This window comes from Thiothrix fructosivorans (genome assembly GCF_017349355.1).
In the GTDB taxonomy this organism is placed as follows: domain Bacteria; phylum Pseudomonadota; class Gammaproteobacteria; order Thiotrichales; family Thiotrichaceae; genus Thiothrix; species Thiothrix fructosivorans.
Genome location: NZ_JAFMPM010000006.1, coordinates 1,362,162 through 1,378,581 on the forward strand (window position 1 = coordinate 1,362,162; position 16,420 = coordinate 1,378,581).

Sequence of the window (16,420 nt, forward strand, 5' to 3'; positions counted from 1 at the left end):
TGATGGCTGCGGCACAGCCGACGGCGAGAATGGCTGCGGTGACGGGGTTAGCGCAGAGGCAAGTAACAAGTGCTACAGGCATGGTATTTTTCCTTGGTTTGTTTGAGTGCGCTTAGGTTATCGGTTGTTGGTTAGCTTGTCGGGTTTGGCAAGATTGTGAACTTGCGGTGTGTCGGGCTTAGTTAAGTGCAGTGTTTGTTGCCGCGATTAGCGGCGTGAGCAAGGCAGTGCAGCAATAACGGCGACGGCAATAACGGCGAGGATGATGGGCATAATTTACTCCTGATGCGATTTGATCAATGTGTTGTAGAAAATTGGGCAACCCCGTGAGGGCTGCCCGTTGGTGGGTTTAGCGGTTGTTGCAGTCGTGGTCGAGGATGAGCTTGGTAATGGCAGCCGCAATGGCAGGGATGAGTACGAGCATGGTGTTTCTCCTTGAATTGAGTGATTAACGGTTAAAAGGAAATGGCAGTGGCAGAGGAAATGGGCATGGGCATTTGTTGGGCAATGGGGTGCCAATAATATTTTTCATGTATGTTTCCTTGTGTTATTGCTTGTTGTTGCGCTTTTCGAGGTCGTCAATACGCTTACTGTCGTGGGCGCTTTTTACCGCCAGTACTACGGCGATGACGGGATAAAGAATGACAGGAATCATGGTGTTTCTCCTTGAATTGAGTGATTAACGCTTATTGGGGCATGAGTGACCACTGACGGTAGTGGCGATGGCGGCGAGAACGGCGATGAGGATAGGCATGGTATTGCTCCTTGTGGATTAGCGAAGAATGATTTTGATGAGGTCACAAATGGTCGGGCATGAGTCCGAGGGTTTGTTAGGGAATGGGTTGCCGATGATGTTTTTCATGTGTATGTCCTTGTGTTGTTTCAGTGTGTGTAGGCTACGGTGTTGTTGGTCAGGTGGTTGGCTTGGCAAATTTGCCAAACATCGGGTTTAGTTGAGGACGTGCTTCACGTAGTCACGATCAGTGCGTGCGCGGCGAGTGAGGGGTGCGAAGTCGTGAGTGGCGGAGTGGATGCTGATGTTCATGTTGCTGTCCTCATCTGTTGTTTCGATGAGGACAGTATGAAGGATGACTAGTGAGTTGTTAGGCTTGGCAAGGTTGCCAATAACGGTCGCTACTGCTGCGCCATAAATGGCTTGAGTAATTTTTCCAGACCATATTCAAAGCGACTGCAAGTGTACTGGATTTGCTGGTTATCATCGGGTAGATTGTAATGTTCGGGTTGCGCCTCAAAGTCAAACGCCAACCAAGTGAAAGCATTAAGTGATTCTACCCGCGTTTTAAATTCGTGTTGGGTGCGAAACCACGGTTTATCCGTGTAAGCGGTGTAACAGGGGGAGCAGATGGTCATCCGTGCTTGTAGGGAGCTGACGTTCTGAAGATTGAGCAGACGGGCATCCAAATCTTTGTTATCGGCTTTATGCGACTTGCATTCCAGATGAATCAGCACTCCATTTTTCAGTACCAGCAGAATATCCGTCTCAATGACAACGGGTTGCTCTTTACCGACCTTGCCGATCTGCGTATTCAGCCAAACAGATTGTACGGATGCGGCAAGTGGGGGATTATCATCCAAGCATTGGCAGGTACGCTGCGCGACCGCCTGTTCAAATAATGAACCAAGTGAGTGTTGAGGTGGCGGGCTTTGCTGTTGCAAGGCGTAGGCGGCATTGTCGAACATTTTGCGTGAACTGAGCGCAATGTTCTGTAGTAAGCCATCGGAAGGGAGGCGGCTTGCCCACGTTCGTAACTGATTGCGTAATGCCGCTAATGCTGGCTGTTGATGTTGTTGAACCGCTTTCCACAGCACATCACCGGGCAATGGATTGCTCAGTACACGCTGTAAGCCAAACGCATGATGTTCGTCATGCAGGCTGATGGTGTCAGGGATATGTTGCCCGTACCAAGTCGGTTTGAGTAGCTCAGGTTGTTTACCCCAAATACAGGTTGCGTCGGTATTTTTGCGTTCCATACCCCGCAATTGTAAGATGTCGTCTAAATCAAGAGTGTGTTGCTGGTAGATGAGGCGTGTACCTGCCTGCAAAATACCGTGCGGATACCATTCATAGGCGGAAGGTCGGTCAAGGCTGTAGAGTACGGGCAGGTCAGGGCGGATATAGGCGGCAATGGCTTGTAATTTTGTACCGCCGTTAGCCACAAAGATAGGGGTATCGCTTGGGTAATCCAGCAATAATTGCCGGATGGCAGCAGCGAATAATGATACCTCTTCACTCGCCAAGGTTTTTTGTTCCTGATGGTTAAAACCATGCTGGCGTAACACAGCCATTGCGGCTTGACTCCAATGAGATTTGGTCGCTAATGGGCTTTCTAGCCATACGATACGGTCATGCGGTTGAGCACGTTCCAGAATGGGGAGTACGTTAGCAATATTTTGCCCAGTAGAGAGGGCGATGAAGAGATTTGGCGGCATGTTTATGTCCTTGCATGGCTTTGATCAGGAATATCCAGCGTAATGGCTTGAATCGTTAAGCCTTCAGGCAGGCAATATTCCACATACGGGGCGCGTTCTTGCATTTGGATCAGGTAGTGCTTTGCCGCTTGTTTCAGCGAGTTTTTTAGCACCTTATTGCAATGGCTGATGTGGGGGCGCAAGTAATCAGCCGTCATGCCTTTTTTCAAGGCTTTTTCCATCTTGTCGATGCCTTTGATGCCATACAGACGTTCATACATTGCCAGTAGTTCAGCGGCGTAATCTTCGTCCGCGTCATCACCGTTAAAGCGTAAGGGTGGCTCTTCGTGTTGATGGCGTTCTAGTAACCAAGCGTAGACCGATAAGCGCGTCGGTTTTGGGTCTTGCACCTCAATGCCGCCACAATGCCAGCCATCAAGGTCAATTTTCACCGCCACGGGCGCAAATTGCTGTTGTACCAGCTCAATCGCCTGACTAAAGGTATGCTTCCCTTGCGTTAACTCTTCCGCAAAGCCTAAGCCATCCCGTAAACGTACAAAGGGGACATTCGCAAGTCTTACCTCAATATTTTCATTGGGTTGTGGAAAAAAGAAATCACGGGTAATGAGGCTTTCATCCACCAAAACATGCGAGAGGCGGTCTTGCATCCTCCCGTACAACGACAGCGCATAGCCCATGTAATAGCTCATGGTTTTACGTCCACCCGCAATAGAGGCGTGCAAACTGGTATTATCATTTTGAGTGAATTTGCGCACTATGTTAGTGATGAAGTCGGCAGCCGCTTCGTTGTCCTCGGCAGTGGTAATGTCGGTCAGTAGTACGTCGTTAGCATCGGTAATGCGGTGAATGTGGTTATCATCAAACGGTGGCAGCGTCATGCCATAGGCATCATAAAGCTGTTGCAGGCGTTGATCATCAAGCAATGCTTTGCGAATGGCTTGATCCCCGAATTTGCCCGTCGTGGTGATAATGTGAATTTCCGTGGGTAAATACGCGGGTTGGCTGGTTTGGGTGAGTGCGTACAATGTTTCCGTGACAATGGCAGGCGAACCACCAGCAACTGCTAGCAAGATACGGCGATCAAAGTCGTGAGGTTGGGGTTCGTTGTGCATAACCACTCCTTAATGCCCCACGCCGTTTTCTAGGATTTCGCAGGTGAACGTGTCACCCTTGAGCCAGCCGAACACGCGTTTGGCGTTTTGGTCGTGCCATGCGTCGAATTCGTGAGTGCAGCCGCCGTGGCGCGGCACATGCAGGGCTTTTACATCCAACGATTTGAGATTGGTGGCACGTTGCGAGTGCAGGTATTGCGCAAGTTTGTCGATTTGCTGATTGAGGCGTTCGTAACGATCCGGCGACAGCCCAGCAATGGAGCGCTGGAAGGTGTCGGTGAAGTGAATTTTGGTAGATGGTGCGGCGTGGAGGCCTGCACCGTAGATGGCGGTTTTGTGCTGTTGCCACAACAATTCCCCCCACGGCGACAGGGCGCGGTCATCGTCAAGGCGCAACACCAACGTTTCGGGCAGGGCATCCACCGCATCACGCGATACCGGCAAGCCGAGCGCGAGCGGGCGCAGCACGGCGAGGTGGTCACGCACGATTTGTTCACCATCCAAACGCACGGGTAAGCGGGGTAGGCGCAACAGCTCTTTATTGCTTTCAAAGATATAAACGGTTTCATCGGCGTAAAGCATGGCGAGGGTTTGCATAAAGCCTTGGATGCTTTTAAAGCCGCCCGTGAGGTTGAAGATGACTTTGTATTGTTGTTGCTGGTAAGCGGGCAGGGTTTCGACTGCCCATTTGACCAGCTCGGAAAGGGCAAGCTGGAAACTGTCGAGGTCTTGGGTGCGCAAGTCGCTGATGGTGGGTGTATCGACACTGAAACCGCGTTGGCTCAGGACTTCGCGGAGCAGATTGCCGGTTTCACGCCCTAACCAGGTGTCGGTATGAATGAGGATGTGCATGTCTTGCGGGGTCGTTTTGCCGTCGTAGAATTTGAAGATGGCATTCATTTCTGCGCTGAGTTTGGCAAGCTCGGCATCATTGGCTTGCTTCACGTCGCTGGTGCGTTGGCGCAGGTGGTTGTCGATCGGCAGGCGTTCGTTGCTGGGGCAGTCGGCAGCATTTTGCAAATTAGCGTGCTTCGTGAATAGTTTGCGTAACTCAGGGCTGAGTGTGCAGGTGTCATTGTTATTGGTGAGCAAGCTAGTGCCACAGGTGGAGACGATCAGGTTAGGCATTGTGTCTGTATCCTTGGTGAGAGTTGCGCGGTGGTCAATCTTTAACAGGGATGCAGTATAAATGGTGTTGATGGTGGTTGGCTAACTTGGCAAGCTTGTGAATACCCTAAGCCCGATGCGAGCCAACATACTCCTTCAACACAGCATCCATGCGCGTCTGCCAGCCTTTGCCTGTAGCGCGGAAGTATGCGGTTACTTCTTCTGACAACCTGACCGTTACCCGCTCCTTAGTCGATTCCGCCTTAGGGCGACCCACGGGGCGCAAAAGCTTCATTTCTGCCGCAGTCATTTCATACGTGTCTGGGTCAGCCGCAATGCCAGCCCGAATACGGGCATCTTCCTCATCGGTTGGCATCTCAAACACACGTCCAGATTTAGAACTGATCAACATAACGTCTCAACTCCTGTTTTGTCGCTTTACGTAAACTGATGACTCGGCGAATCTCGCCAGAGTCAGTGAACACCACACAGAACAGGTGCATACCCATCGGCACAAAACCAACCATGCGCATTTCGCCATAAGCAAAGCGGGCATCTTCCTCGGCTTTCAACAAATCCCACTCCAAATTTTCCGCCTCTTTCAATGAAAGACCGTGGTTGCGGATATTGAGCGCATCCTTGCGCGGGTCACACCGAATAAGCATGTTGCCTGCCTAATACTGAATTATTGTACATACAATAACACACCCTTACAATTAGTGTGCATACAAATATTCAGCAAGCATCGTCTGGATCGTTTGTCTTGAACTGGAATTTTTAGGATTAAAGGATTAAAGGATTAAAGGATTAAAGGATTAAAGGATTAAAGGATTAAAGGATTAAAGGATTAAAGGATTAGTAGGATTACGGCATGTATTCTTATCATGGCAAGCCTTTAATTCTGAAAATCATGGTTCAGACTAAAAGATGCTGAAAGAGAACGTCTTAATCCCTTTTAAATCAGGGCGGTATTCAAACAGTCATCTTCTTGAGCTACTACCCCGAATACAGGTGTCTTAATCCCTTTTAAATCAGGGCGGTATTCAAACCATTGCTTCTGTAATTGAAAGCGCAGCTCCACTGTCTTAATCCCTTTTAAATCAGGGCGGTATTCAAACGGCTTTTGAAAACGCAGGTGTCTACACTATCGCTAAGTCTTAATCCCTTTTAAATCAGGGCGGTATTCAAACACCTGGAGCATCTTCTGTTGCGTCAATGCCCATTGGGTCTTAATCCCTTTTAAATCAGGGCGGTATTCAAACCGGCTGTTGTAGCTTCTCCCGGTTGCGTAGTAAAGTCTTAATCCCTTTTAAATCAGGGCGGTATTCAAACTGTTAAAGAAAACAATATAGTATGTTGTTTACCTGTCTTAATCCCTTTTAAATCAGGGCGGTATTCAAACCGTAGTTTATTTCCTTATCTGGGTGACTCTGGGGGTCTTAATCCCTTTTAAATCAGGGCGGTATTCAAACGTTATGAAAAAGATTATGTCTTTACTTTTAGTAATGTCTTAATCCCTTTTAAATCAGGGCGGTATTCAAACGACACAAGACCCCACAATGGTCATTGGAAGGTTTGTCTTAATCCCTTTTAAATCAGGGCGGTATTCAAACGGTATGTCCGTGCTAAGGTATATCCATAGACACAGTCTTAATCCCTTTTAAATCAGGGCGGTATTCAAACTATTGTTGACGGTAATAGTCTCGGTGTTGTAAAAGTCTTAATCCCTTTTAAATCAGGGCGGTATTCAAACCTTGAAGCCGAGCTCGAAGAACTGACGAAGTCTAGGTCTTAATCCCTTTTAAATCAGGGCGGTATTCAAACGATTTAGATTATATCCGTCCTTCTAAAGCCACAGAGTCTTAATCCCTTTTAAATCAGGGCGGTATTCAAACCCATGGGGAACGATATGTCTATCATCCACTTAGGTCTTAATCCCTTTTAAATCAGGGCGGTATTCAAACAACGTCCGAACAGCGGGAGCTGGAGGCGGATGCGTCTTAATCCCTTTTAAATCAGGGCGGTATTCAAACTAAGCCCTAGCCGTTTAGGCTGTGTCCGACTGGGTCTTAATCCCTTTTAAATCAGGGCGGTATTCAAACCCCATGGATTAGAAGAAGCGACCTCAATGCTGCGGTCTTAATCCCTTTTAAATCAGGGCGGTATTCAAACAAAAATATGTTTCGCACACTGGGCATGGATGATACGTCTTAATCCCTTTTAAATCAGGGCGGTATTCAAACCCCGCCGTTCGTCGGAAACGCTTTGGTTTCAACAACTTGCGGTGTATGAATTTTGACATCAAATCGGCTTTGAAAAGTTAGCATTTTGGCTCACGTCGTTTGGATACTTGAAGACTATATTTCTAGCAATATACAGCATCATAAATTGTCAAAGAACACAGGCAAATCTTGTTACCTGTTGCAGCTATTATAAGCAAAAACAACCACTAAAGCTATTGTTTTAATCAAACCTGTTTCTGAGCCGCATAGCCTTCCAACCGCGCCCCGTAGGTACGCATATCCGCCGCCGTCAGCTCTTTGCCCCGCGCATCGGATGGTAACTCCAGCGTCAGATGGAAATACGTACCACCGCGTGCATTCACCTCCGCCACCAAATTGATCGGCAATGTGCCCAGCACCCGATCACCCGCTTGCACAATAGCCACATCGAAATGCGCCAGCCGCGCATCGACATGAAAGCCCTCCGATTCTGCCCAGTCCACCGCGCCAGCATGGCGAGAAATAAAGTAAGTCGTCATCTGTTTCCTGCATTGTTTTGGAAAGCGCCCAGTGTAAAGCAGGGCAAGGAGGGGCGCGAGGTTGGCAAGCTTGTCATGTTATACTGAGCGCATCACCGAAAGCCACGCCATTGTGCATTAGCTTTATTCTTGACCGTGTTGACATAACCATTACCTCTTAACTTAAAAACACCCTGTTATTGTAGTAATGTATGGAGGATCAAGCTGAAAATGAATAGTGAAGTCAACACCAATGACGGACGGCTGGATTGCGTGGTAAAAACCCCGCCGCATATTTACGTGGTCGAGTTCAAGCTGAATAAAAGTGCCGACCCACGCCCGAAGGTGTTGGTCGGCGTTAATTTTAGCAGTGAGGCGAAGACGGTGGAGGAGTGGAAAAGCGAAGGGCTGTAGGTCGGACTTCAGTCCGACAAATTACGCAGCAGCCTGTAAGGGCAACCGCACATCAATCTCATCCCAAGGCACGAAAACTTTGCCGTGTTCGTCTTTCTTGATCACCAGCCATTCGCTGAGTAGAGCAACATCCTGATGCACATTGCGGTAATGCCGATCCAGTCGCTTTGTCAGCTCGTAGATGGAAACCGCGCCGAGTTTCTTGAGTTCGCTGATCAACTCCCAGCGTTTGGGGGTGAAGACCTTGGCAAACTGAGGCACGGTTTCAAAGCCGATGCTGAAATGCGGCACGAAGGCTTGACCTGCTTCGAGCTGTTGCAGGGTTGCGCCGAAGGTGTCTAATGCACGCTCGGCGGGGTGATTGAGGTGGATGTTCAGGGTTTTCATTTGAACATCATGCTGTTGGGTGTAGGGTGTGTAAAGTCCTATGCTACATAAATGCTTTGATTTTTATAGCGTTACCCCTGCCTTCAACAGAAACTGATTTCAGCAATTGATTCTTCTTGGCCTTATTCTGATCACCACCCAATAAGGTACTCATTAAACTCTTGGCTTCATCGCCAGTGATCGTCGCTTTGCCCTGCGATGTCGTTGCGGTCAATGTTGATTTACTGGGGTCATACTGGATTTTGGCGTTTTCCCAAACCTCATTTTTTTCCTCATACGTCGGTACATGCTTGATTGGTGAAGTGTCGTAAGCAGCTAAAACAAGTGGTGGCGTGGCTTGTTTGGCTATAACAAACTGATTTTTTCCGTTTTCATCTTTTAACTTCATATGCTCTAATTTGCCTTTGAAGCGTTTTGTAACATCTTCAGCATAAGTCATTGCCAATAATGATCTTACTTGTTCCGTGTCATTCCATTTTTGTCCGCCAAGCCGCTTTTCTATATAAGCCATGAATTTGCTGGAATAAATTTTTTGATCATCGACAGAGTTATTAGGATCGTTACACACTAATTTTTGTGCATCCCAACCAATATCTACAGTGACTTGACCAGCACCAAATGATTTACCCATTCCCAGTCCATGCCGATGACCTTCCAGATGAATAGACCAAAGTAATGCCCCTAATTCCTCAGGCTTCAAATTATGAAATATGACACGGCTCTTGAACAGCGTATCTTTGGGAAGTACATGCAAACGTGTCTGGACATTGGTGTTGTCGTTACCTGCTGGAACCGGTTCAGGTTTGTATTCAGGTCGGGCAGGGTAACGCTTCCAGCCGCGAATTTGAGGGTTCTGATTCTCATCAGTGAGGAGATAAGTCGCATAGTTTTTACCAGTAGCTAATTTATTTCCTTCCGAAGTAGTAGTTTGCTTGATGTAATTAGGGAAGTAGCTCGGTTTTGCTCCGTTGAGAATGGTTGGGGGGGGATTAGGCACAGGAGTTGCGTCGCCCTGCAAGATAGCAGGTTCAAAATACACACGCCCTTTCAAAGCATCATCAGGCTCTTTACCAACACGCCCAAATACCAATGAAGTGAAATCAAAGCCTTTTTCTTGCAAATGTTGATCACTGGTATGGCGAATCATGTCATAAATGGAAAAATCGCCAGCCAGTTTAGGCAAGTAAGCTAAGCCAATTTGCAAGCGCCCAGTTTCTGCGGTTGGGTCAGATTGTAAGTAGAATACAGGTACTTGACGACCAGCCCGGAACTCGCCGCGCCAGTAATTAGGCCACGACATATCTGTATTAGAACTTTCTTCCACATCATGATGGATGAACAAAAAGTCTTTCCATGCGTTACGGTCATAAGCATTTACGTCAATAGCTTTTTCAGGTTGCTGGTTGTAGAACACGAAATCTTTGTGTTTCTTCTTAGCTTTCTCTTCATCTGTTCTACCCTGTGTGCAATCTGATATTTGACCAGTAAAAACTGGATAAGCCGTGATTTCTCCAGAACCAATCTTAAAAACCCGATGCTCTGTCACATACTCTGTAGTAACTTTTTCTATATCACACAAGAAACTACCATCTGTGGCAGTTATGCTTGCCGTAAGAGTTTTCCAATGCTGATATTTATCACTGACACGTTTGTGCCGATTGCTGGTAAAGATAGGACTTCTTGTATCTCTCCTTGGCAACCAGTCTTCTAAATCACGATGGTCTAAGCGTGCCATGTCGCAAGGAATAAGAGTGATCTTCTTATTAGACATTTTCAGAAAGCCAGTTTTTACCTTGCCAGCACCAGTAACACGACTTTGGTATACATTGCCTGACTTGGAAATATCACGTAACCCATAACTCTTTTCGTCTACAGCACTCATGCGTGAGAAGGTGGCAATCTCCATCACATTGCGGAACATCCCCCGCAAGCTAGAGCCGGGAATAGTATATTTTCCATCAGGTGTCTGGAAAAAGTGAACGTGTCCATTGTTTTGCGTTCCGCCTACTAAAATGTCAGTTTTGGCGGTAATCGTCAGCTCCAACTCCCCGCTCACCCCATCCCGAAACGGCAAGTCATGCGAAACCTTGTCACCCCATTCAGGAATAACAACCTTGTCGGAAAGCGGCACAAAATTATAGGGTGCATTGATCTGATCCATTACGCTTTACCTCCAAAACCTACAAAACAAGCAAACACAGGATTCACGCCCAGCGCACCGTCCTTTTCCTGCCAAAACCGCAAATACTGCAAGGTGGTGTTGCCGTCCTTGTCGAATGAAGCAACATGTCGAACCTTGTCAGCCAAGTAGGCATTGCCTGCCGAATAGCGATATTCCGTCACGACCCAGCCGCCATTACCGTTGTAACGCACATGCAAAGAAGCGCCATTGCCATTGGTCACTTCAGCGTTCAGTAACTGACCGTAATCGGCTTTGATTTCCAAGGGCTGATTGTTGAAATGCTGATTGCCTGATTGATAGCCGATCCAGCCAGTAACGGGATTAAAACGATCCAATGCCGCATAGACTTTTTCCACGGTATCCATGCTATGCGGTGTTACCACCAACTGGTAAGCATCAGCTTCTAATGCAGGCAGCTTCGCATCCGGCATGGATCTACGCAGCCCTTCATACTGTTTCAAAATATCTTGTGCATTCATCAGGCTTTCCCCCCAATCCATTTGCCATCATCTGACCATTCAATCGTGCCGGTAAATAAACCGTGTCCTTTGGAAACACCTGCCCCCAAAGCCAAACGCCCCTCATACAAATCAGCCAAAGCCTGTTGCAAGGCTTGCTTCGCCACGCTGGAAATCTTGCCGTCTTTTTTGATGGTCAACTGTAATTCCACAAGTTTTTTATCCCCTTTCTCATCTATACCCCACACCATTTCCTCGGAAAACAGCATATGGTCACGCACACTGCCAGAGAAACGGTCAATCGAGTTGTGCATGATGATTTGCAAGTCGGTGTTGGAAAACTCACGGTAAGCATCATCAATCAGAACATGACCTGCTTGTCCTTTATGCTTATCTTCACGTTGCTCATCATTGGCAAACCCGAATAATTCTTTGACGGCTTCACAGTGTTCTGACTTGTCGTAAGCATTCAGCTCATCCTCAGTCATGTCATCAGCCCAGCGGGGTTGCTCACTGAAGCGGTTGGCATGGAAGGCGATTCGGTGTGATAGCGCACCTTTCACCGAAGAGCCGGGAATTAACAGCTTTTCGGTAGCAGGCTCCGCCTGATGTTGCTGGTTCCAACTGATACGTTGTTCCAGCTTGGGCAGCAGGTCAGCGGTTTTACCATTGCTGTCTGCCAGATTAGGCTTCTCACCCTGACCGATACGCCAATAGCTATTGGGTTTCAGGGTAAGCGTTGCCGTAACAACCTTTTCGTCTGACTGCCATACAGGCAAGTTATATAGCTCGAAACCAGTACAATCATTCACATCACGCTTCATCGCCGTGAATGCTTTTCTACCCGATTCCTGTGAAAGGTCGCTGACCAGCTCTTGCACTTCGATCATTCTCAACTTGCCCAAGCCTGCGCGGGTTGAGCCGCCCAAACGGAACAAGGGGTGATTCAATAATTCCAGTACCCGTTCCCATTGTGCGTCATGCGCTTCATCGCTCCACAGGGAAAACTCCACGCTAAAACGATAACCCGCCGGTAATACAGCACGGTCAAATTTACCCTTGTCTGCACTGGCTCCTTTGTGGTTGAGCCTTACCCGGTCGCGGCTGGTGGGGGCATCAGCTAACCCCATCGCCACCTTCAGAATCAGGTCGTTCTCGATGGATTTGCGTTTATCCCCCAAGCATAAGCCTTGAACGGCTTTGCCTTTGCTGTCTTGAATACAACCCCACGACACCTGTATGCGCGACGGTTGGCTGTCTTCACTTTTTTCCTTGCTCTGATAACCGAATACCTGATCTGCACCCGACTTACCGTATTCGGCTTGATACAAATGGCGTAACACACCCGTTAGGCTGGAGCCGGGAATAGTGGGTAAACCGTTGGCATCCATCACCAGACTGGTATCGAATACGCCGTTGGCTTTGCCCGATGCTATCGACAAAGGGGTAACGGTTTCCAATGTCACACGGGCAATGTGAAAAACGGATTGTTGTGGTTTCATGCCCGGCCTCCTTTATCGTTTTTCAGCTTTGCCATGATTTCGCGTACCAAGTGCTGAATGTATTGTGGGCTGGATTGTTGCTGATAGTGATTCCTAAACCAGTTATAAAAACTCACTAGCTGTTCACCTTGCCAAAACTCATCTTTCCAACCTTCGCCTCTAGGTTTGAAAGAGCCATCGGTGGCATTCATAAAGATTTGCAGATCGCCACGGCTTTTAGCAGCAGCTAATACAGCACCCCATTGGCTATGTGAAGGCCCGACATGCACACTGGTATCCAGACCTTTCAGCTCGCGCACACTCTTCATTAATGTTTGGTAGCCGCGTGCAATCTGCTTGGCTTCTTTTGCAAAACCTTGTTTGCTCACTTTCTGAGTCTGTTGTGCTTCCAGCCATGCGATTAGCTCAGGTTTTTTTGCTGGTTCTTTATGTTCTGTCGGCTTGCTTATGAGAGGAGCTGGTGTTGCGAATTGGGGTTTTTCACCCGTTAGCAACGGTGGGTTTAACCACACTTGCCCCAAGCCTGCTTGCCGTTCCACACCCAAGCCAGAAGCAATTTGTTGGATATGTTTATCGGTTAGTGTTTCACCATCATTCAGCTTAAACACCAGCACGCTGCCTTTGCAGATCACTTGCCGTTCCATCTCATAACCCTGCTTGTGGGCGTTCCAAGTGGAGTAGCGGCGGGTACGCAGGAAGCTGTTTTCCGCAATCAGCTTACCTTTGGGCAAACCTAAATGCTGAGGTGCGGGGGATAAAGTCGGTTGACCGTGTTCGTCCAAAGTCATCAGGTCGGAGAGCAGCCAGAGGGTGATTTCTTTGCTGGCTGTTTTGTCTGAGGGTAGGGATTGCGACGTTTTGAGTATTTCAATGGTAGCCCGACCATATTCGGCACTGCGCGAACGACCTAACAGCAGCGGCTGTTTCAGTACGGTTTCCAATTTAGCCATGTCTGCCGCAGTCATGGCATCATCACAACTGATTTGTGCGTAAAAACGCTGTCCTGCTTGCAGCGCATCGTAACCAAACAAGGCAGAATCTTTTGCCCGACCTTTCTCCGCATCAATGGCGGTTTTCATGCGGAAGGATTTGTGTGTTTCAGCCAACTGCCCATCCAGCGCCAAATAGCCAGACCGTAACTGCTGGGGTTGTTGGTTCTCCGGCAATGCGTTGTTCTCGCGCTTATCCAATCGCCAAACTTTACCAGCCTCAATCTTGTCTCCCTCAATAGGGCTTTTGCCTTTAGCTTGATGCCAGCAGGCAGGCATGGGGAAAGTTCGTTGCCGGTTTGTGGTTAACGGGTAGGCATTGCCAAAGCGCATTTTGCCGGAATGAAACCAGTCAAAGGCTTGTGCTGGTGGCATACCCGAATAAAGCCGTGCTGCCACAGCACCCAATAACGCACCACCCGGAATATAATCCAGTGCCTGATGTGCGCCTTCGGTGGCGTTGCGTTCACTGAAAATGCAGTCGTCTAGCAAGGTAATCACTAAATCCAGTGTTTTCATTTTTTAACCTCCAGCGTGACGACGACACGACCTAAGCCGCGTGTACGGTGCGCACCCACTGCCTGAATCAGGCCAAGCGTTTGCTCAATCGCTTTGTACCAGTTGGCGACTTGATGCGGGGCGTTCGGGACTTCATCCAGTGTCGCGTATAGGGTTAGCGGCACGATGACTTCCATACCGCGCAGGCTTTGATCTACTGCTGTACCGGTTTCGTGCTTGATGGCGGTGGCGTGGATGTTGCGGTACAACCCGGTTAATAGGCTCTTGTCTTTAAGCAAGTAATAACGGATGTCATCAGCTAACACGGCATCACTCACGCGCACTGAACCTCGCCACTTTTCATCGGCATCAGCTTTCGCGCCAAACAATTGTTCTGCCAAGGTTGGCTGTGGTTGATTGCTGGCTTGGGTGAATTGTTCCCAGCGCATAACGGCATCGCGCAAAATGCCTTTAAGCGTTTTCCCCGGCAGCAAGGGCAAGCCATCTTTATCACGATGGGTAACAGCATCCACATCACTTCCACGACCGCTACCCGTACCGGGATGCCAATAGCTTTGAATATCAATTTTGAGTTGGTAGCTCATGCCCGTTCCCCCTGCGTTGGATTCATGTTATTGCCGACGGAACTGAGTGACAGCACATCTTCAAATGGCACGGCTTGTGGTTGGTTTACGTCAAAGTCGGCTTTTGGCTCACTGAGCTGCTTGAACAGGGAATTGAATGTTTCCCAGTCTTTGGGTTCACGATCAATCATCACTTCTTTCCAGCGACGATAACGGCTTTGTGCCTGTTCTGGTGATTGGTGCAACAAGCCTGTGACCTGACGCAATGCACCTTGGGAGACTTCAGACTTCGCCAAAAAGGCTTGCAACGCCAGCAAATCTGTCAGGTTAGGCAATTTGCTATGCGTTTCTAGCGTATAACAACCACGGCTCAAGCAAATGTTTCCAGTGGTTAACTCATTCTTGATAATGTCTTTGAAGTCATCAATCAAAGAGGTGGTCACACGATAGAACGTCAGCGAAGACGGTACTTGTTTTCCGTCCAGTAGATTGTCTGATTGTTTGGCAATTGTTTTGGTGTGTTTACACAAACCTTCTGCTAGATCGTGCAGCAGTGAGAATGGTTGGCTGGATTTGGCGTAAACAATGCCCGCGCACGCAGTCAACTTTGCAGGAAGGATGTCCTTGAGATTTGAATAACGGTTTCTGAGTTGATCAAATTGACTCTGGCTCTCTTGTTCAAATGCCTTCAGGAAGGCTTGTGTAAACGGTAATGCAAGATCAGCCCGCACAATCATGGTCAGATCATCGCCACCTAACACGATAGGACGAGCAGGGTATAAACCCCTTTCCATGACTAATGTTTCAGTCACCGCCTGTTCTGCTGCTGCTTCTGTTGCCCGCTTGATGGACTCGGAAATATCACGAAATACCGGAATATACTGTTTATCCGTAATGACGCCTTTATCAACGCTGCCTTTCAAATCCATCAGCAATTGCCCGAAGCCATTACCATCCGCATGGATCAAACCAATTAAGCGGTTGTCGTGGAATGGGAAATCTTTGTCATCATCCTCTTCAGGGGTGAGATTGACCGGCCATTCATTCCGTTGGGAGTCTTTCTTGACCCGCTCAATCAGTGCCGTACTCTTGGCGAAGTCTCGTTTTCTGGCGGTAATCAGGTCAACCTGTTCACTCTCTTTGCCAACTCGGACTGATGAGCTGACAGGTTCACCCGTGCGGGCAAAGCGGCGGGTATACACTCCGGCTTGTGGCAATTTCACTTTCGGGTGGTTGCGGTCAGCCATCAAGGTGGTATGGGCTTTTTGGAATGCATCAATAGAGGTTTTGCCTTCTGCTTTTGCGTGGATGAATTCCATGTCTGGCGCGTACCGGCGAAATACCAAAGACCAAAGGGTGGCAAGTTTGTCGATAGCTGCTTTGTTTTCACTGAAAGCGTAGAAAGCAGCACCGCCACAACGGGAAAGCTCGATGTCTTTGCCTTCCTCCAAACCCAATGAGAGTAATGTTTGTTTTAACAAACCGTGATTAGCAGTCAGTTGCTCGATTAGTTCGCTACCACCGATGATTTCTTTGAGTTTGTTGGTGGCGAAGATGTATGATTGGATCGACTTCGCTTCAAATAGATACGAATAAGTCACAAGTGTCCCCTTTAGGTAAAATGCCCTTTGCCGTTGATGCAATAAATTTATACTTGTGAGTATTAACTAATACAGAACCATCTGTCACCAACGACAAGCTTGTCAAATATCGGCGGGGGGAGTTATCTCTCTAGGAATGCCAGCTATTCCAACCTCTGCTGGCAGCCTCTAACGCCACCAACCAGCCTTGCGCTGCCGTGGGTGTGCGTGCCGTCACGGGTGGTTGCGGAGGTGCCGCCAAAAACGTGTGATCGAAGGTGGTGAGTGCTGCCGTTGCCCAACGACGTACCCAGATACCTAATACCCATAAGCCCATACGCAATTCCCCTGAAGTTAGCAACGATTGATACAGCTTATTATGGTCGATCAACGTGCAACGTGCTGTGATTGCCATC

The 16,420-nt window shown here is 48.3% G+C and carries 15 protein-coding genes and 1 CRISPR repeat array; of the genes, 1 reads left to right on the forward strand and 14 read right to left on the reverse strand.

Going from position 1 to position 16,420, the window contains the following annotated elements; translation table 11 throughout:
- Positions 1 to 1,134: 1,134 nt before the first annotated feature.
- From J1836_RS10085 to csx16, 6 genes are all read right to left on the reverse strand, one after another.
- Positions 1,135 to 2,451, reverse strand: coding sequence for a PDDEXK family nuclease (locus tag J1836_RS10085; protein WP_207250974.1), 1,317 nt, complete (start codon positions 2,449 to 2,451; stop codon positions 1,135 to 1,137).
- Positions 2,452 to 2,453: 2 nt separating this feature from the next.
- Positions 2,454 to 3,563, reverse strand: coding sequence for a CRISPR-associated ring nuclease Csm6 (gene csm6 / locus J1836_RS10090; RefSeq protein ID WP_207250975.1), 1,110 nt, complete (start codon positions 3,561 to 3,563; stop codon positions 2,454 to 2,456).
- A 9-nt stretch (positions 3,564 to 3,572) separates the two neighbouring features.
- Positions 3,573 to 4,691: a putative CRISPR-associated protein gene (locus J1836_RS10095; RefSeq protein WP_207250976.1), complete on the reverse strand. Its 1,119-nt coding sequence runs from the start codon at positions 4,689 to 4,691 to the stop codon at positions 3,573 to 3,575.
- A gap of 106 nt (positions 4,692 to 4,797) precedes the next feature.
- Positions 4,798 to 5,082: a BrnA antitoxin family protein gene (locus J1836_RS10100; RefSeq protein WP_207250977.1), complete on the reverse strand. Its 285-nt coding sequence runs from the start codon at positions 5,080 to 5,082 to the stop codon at positions 4,798 to 4,800.
- The gene (locus J1836_RS10105) at positions 5,066 to 5,335 is read right to left on the reverse strand and encodes a BrnT family toxin (RefSeq protein ID WP_207250978.1); all 270 of its coding nucleotides are present in this window, start codon (positions 5,333 to 5,335) and stop codon (positions 5,066 to 5,068) included. Before J1836_RS10105 ends, J1836_RS10100 begins: the two co-directional genes overlap by 17 nt.
- Positions 5,336 to 5,612: 277 nt before the next feature.
- Positions 5,613 to 6,913: direct repeats of the CRISPR family, unit length 36 nt; unit sequence GTCTTAATCCCTTTTAAATCAGGGCGGTATTCAAAC.
- A 224-nt stretch (positions 6,914 to 7,137) separates the two neighbouring features.
- On the reverse strand, positions 7,138 to 7,431 hold the full coding sequence (gene csx16, locus J1836_RS10110) for a CRISPR-associated protein Csx16 (protein ID WP_207250979.1): 294 nt from the start codon (positions 7,429 to 7,431) through the stop codon (positions 7,138 to 7,140).
- 210 nt (positions 7,432 to 7,641) lie between these two features.
- On the opposite strand from csx16, the gene J1836_RS10115 reads away from it, so the two are divergent.
- Positions 7,642 to 7,824 carry a PD-(D/E)XK nuclease domain-containing protein gene (locus J1836_RS10115; protein ID WP_207250980.1) on the forward strand — a complete coding sequence of 61 codons (183 nt, stop codon included), beginning with the start codon at positions 7,642 to 7,644 and terminating at the stop codon, positions 7,822 to 7,824.
- A gap of 21 nt (positions 7,825 to 7,845) precedes the next feature.
- Here the strand turns inward: J1836_RS10115 and J1836_RS10120 are convergent, their stop codons facing one another.
- From J1836_RS10120 to J1836_RS10155, 8 genes are all read right to left on the reverse strand, one after another.
- Positions 7,846 to 8,211 (reverse strand): HVO_A0114 family putative DNA-binding protein, encoded by a 366-nt coding sequence (locus J1836_RS10120; RefSeq protein WP_207250981.1) that lies wholly within the window; start codon positions 8,209 to 8,211, stop codon positions 7,846 to 7,848.
- 43 nt (positions 8,212 to 8,254) lie between these two features.
- Entirely contained in the window at positions 8,255 to 10,372 is a 2,118-nt protein-coding gene (locus J1836_RS10125; RefSeq protein WP_207250982.1) for a TIGR03986 family type III CRISPR-associated RAMP protein, read from the reverse strand.
- A complete protein-coding gene (locus J1836_RS10130; protein ID WP_207250983.1) occupies positions 10,372 to 10,872 on the reverse strand; it encodes a hypothetical protein in 501 nt (166 codons plus the stop codon). Before J1836_RS10130 ends, J1836_RS10125 begins: the two co-directional genes overlap by 1 nt.
- Positions 10,872 to 12,353, reverse strand: a complete 1,482-nt coding sequence (locus tag J1836_RS10135; protein WP_207250984.1) for an RAMP superfamily CRISPR-associated protein — start codon at positions 12,351 to 12,353, stop codon at positions 10,872 to 10,874. The genes J1836_RS10130 and J1836_RS10135 overlap by 1 nt, the downstream gene beginning before the upstream one ends.
- Positions 12,350 to 13,861, reverse strand: coding sequence for a hypothetical protein (locus J1836_RS10140; protein WP_207250985.1), 1,512 nt, complete (start codon positions 13,859 to 13,861; stop codon positions 12,350 to 12,352). The genes J1836_RS10135 and J1836_RS10140 overlap by 4 nt, the downstream gene beginning before the upstream one ends.
- Positions 13,858 to 14,445: an RAMP superfamily CRISPR-associated protein gene (locus J1836_RS10145; RefSeq protein WP_207250986.1), complete on the reverse strand. Its 588-nt coding sequence runs from the start codon at positions 14,443 to 14,445 to the stop codon at positions 13,858 to 13,860. Before J1836_RS10145 ends, J1836_RS10140 begins: the two co-directional genes overlap by 4 nt.
- A complete protein-coding gene (locus tag J1836_RS10150) occupies positions 14,442 to 16,025 on the reverse strand; it encodes a Cas10/Cmr2 second palm domain-containing protein (protein ID WP_207250987.1) in 1,584 nt (527 codons plus the stop codon). The genes J1836_RS10145 and J1836_RS10150 overlap by 4 nt, the downstream gene beginning before the upstream one ends.
- A 130-nt stretch (positions 16,026 to 16,155) precedes the next feature.
- Positions 16,156 to 16,419: a hypothetical protein gene (locus J1836_RS10155; RefSeq protein WP_207250988.1), complete on the reverse strand. Its 264-nt coding sequence runs from the start codon at positions 16,417 to 16,419 to the stop codon at positions 16,156 to 16,158.
- Position 16,420: the final 1 nt, after the last annotated feature.

Bases quoted from the DNA above. Each gene is read 5' to 3' on its own strand.
- J1836_RS10085 (WP_207250974.1), bottom strand. From the start codon at position 2,451: ATGCCGCCAAATCTCTTCATCGCCCTCTCTACTGGGCAAAATATTGCT.
- csm6 (WP_207250975.1), bottom strand. From the start codon at position 3,563: ATGCACAACGAACCCCAACCTCACGACTTTGATCGCCGTATCTTGCTA.
- J1836_RS10095 (WP_207250976.1), bottom strand. From the start codon at position 4,691: ATGCCTAACCTGATCGTCTCCACCTGTGGCACTAGCTTGCTCACCAAT.
- J1836_RS10100 (WP_207250977.1), bottom strand. From the start codon at position 5,082: ATGTTGATCAGTTCTAAATCTGGACGTGTGTTTGAGATGCCAACCGAT.
- J1836_RS10105 (WP_207250978.1), bottom strand. From the start codon at position 5,335: ATGCTTATTCGGTGTGACCCGCGCAAGGATGCGCTCAATATCCGCAAC.
- csx16 (WP_207250979.1), bottom strand. From the start codon at position 7,431: ATGACGACTTACTTTATTTCTCGCCATGCTGGCGCGGTGGACTGGGCA.
- J1836_RS10115 (WP_207250980.1), top strand. From the start codon at position 7,642: ATGAATAGTGAAGTCAACACCAATGACGGACGGCTGGATTGCGTGGTA.
- J1836_RS10120 (WP_207250981.1), bottom strand. From the start codon at position 8,211: ATGAAAACCCTGAACATCCACCTCAATCACCCCGCCGAGCGTGCATTA.
- J1836_RS10125 (WP_207250982.1), bottom strand. From the start codon at position 10,372: ATGGATCAGATCAATGCACCCTATAATTTTGTGCCGCTTTCCGACAAG.
- J1836_RS10130 (WP_207250983.1), bottom strand. From the start codon at position 10,872: ATGAATGCACAAGATATTTTGAAACAGTATGAAGGGCTGCGTAGATCC.
- J1836_RS10135 (WP_207250984.1), bottom strand. From the start codon at position 12,353: ATGAAACCACAACAATCCGTTTTTCACATTGCCCGTGTGACATTGGAA.
- J1836_RS10140 (WP_207250985.1), bottom strand. From the start codon at position 13,861: ATGAAAACACTGGATTTAGTGATTACCTTGCTAGACGACTGCATTTTC.
- J1836_RS10145 (WP_207250986.1), bottom strand. From the start codon at position 14,445: ATGAGCTACCAACTCAAAATTGATATTCAAAGCTATTGGCATCCCGGT.
- J1836_RS10155 (WP_207250988.1), bottom strand. From the start codon at position 16,419: ATGGCAATCACAGCACGTTGCACGTTGATCGACCATAATAAGCTGTAT.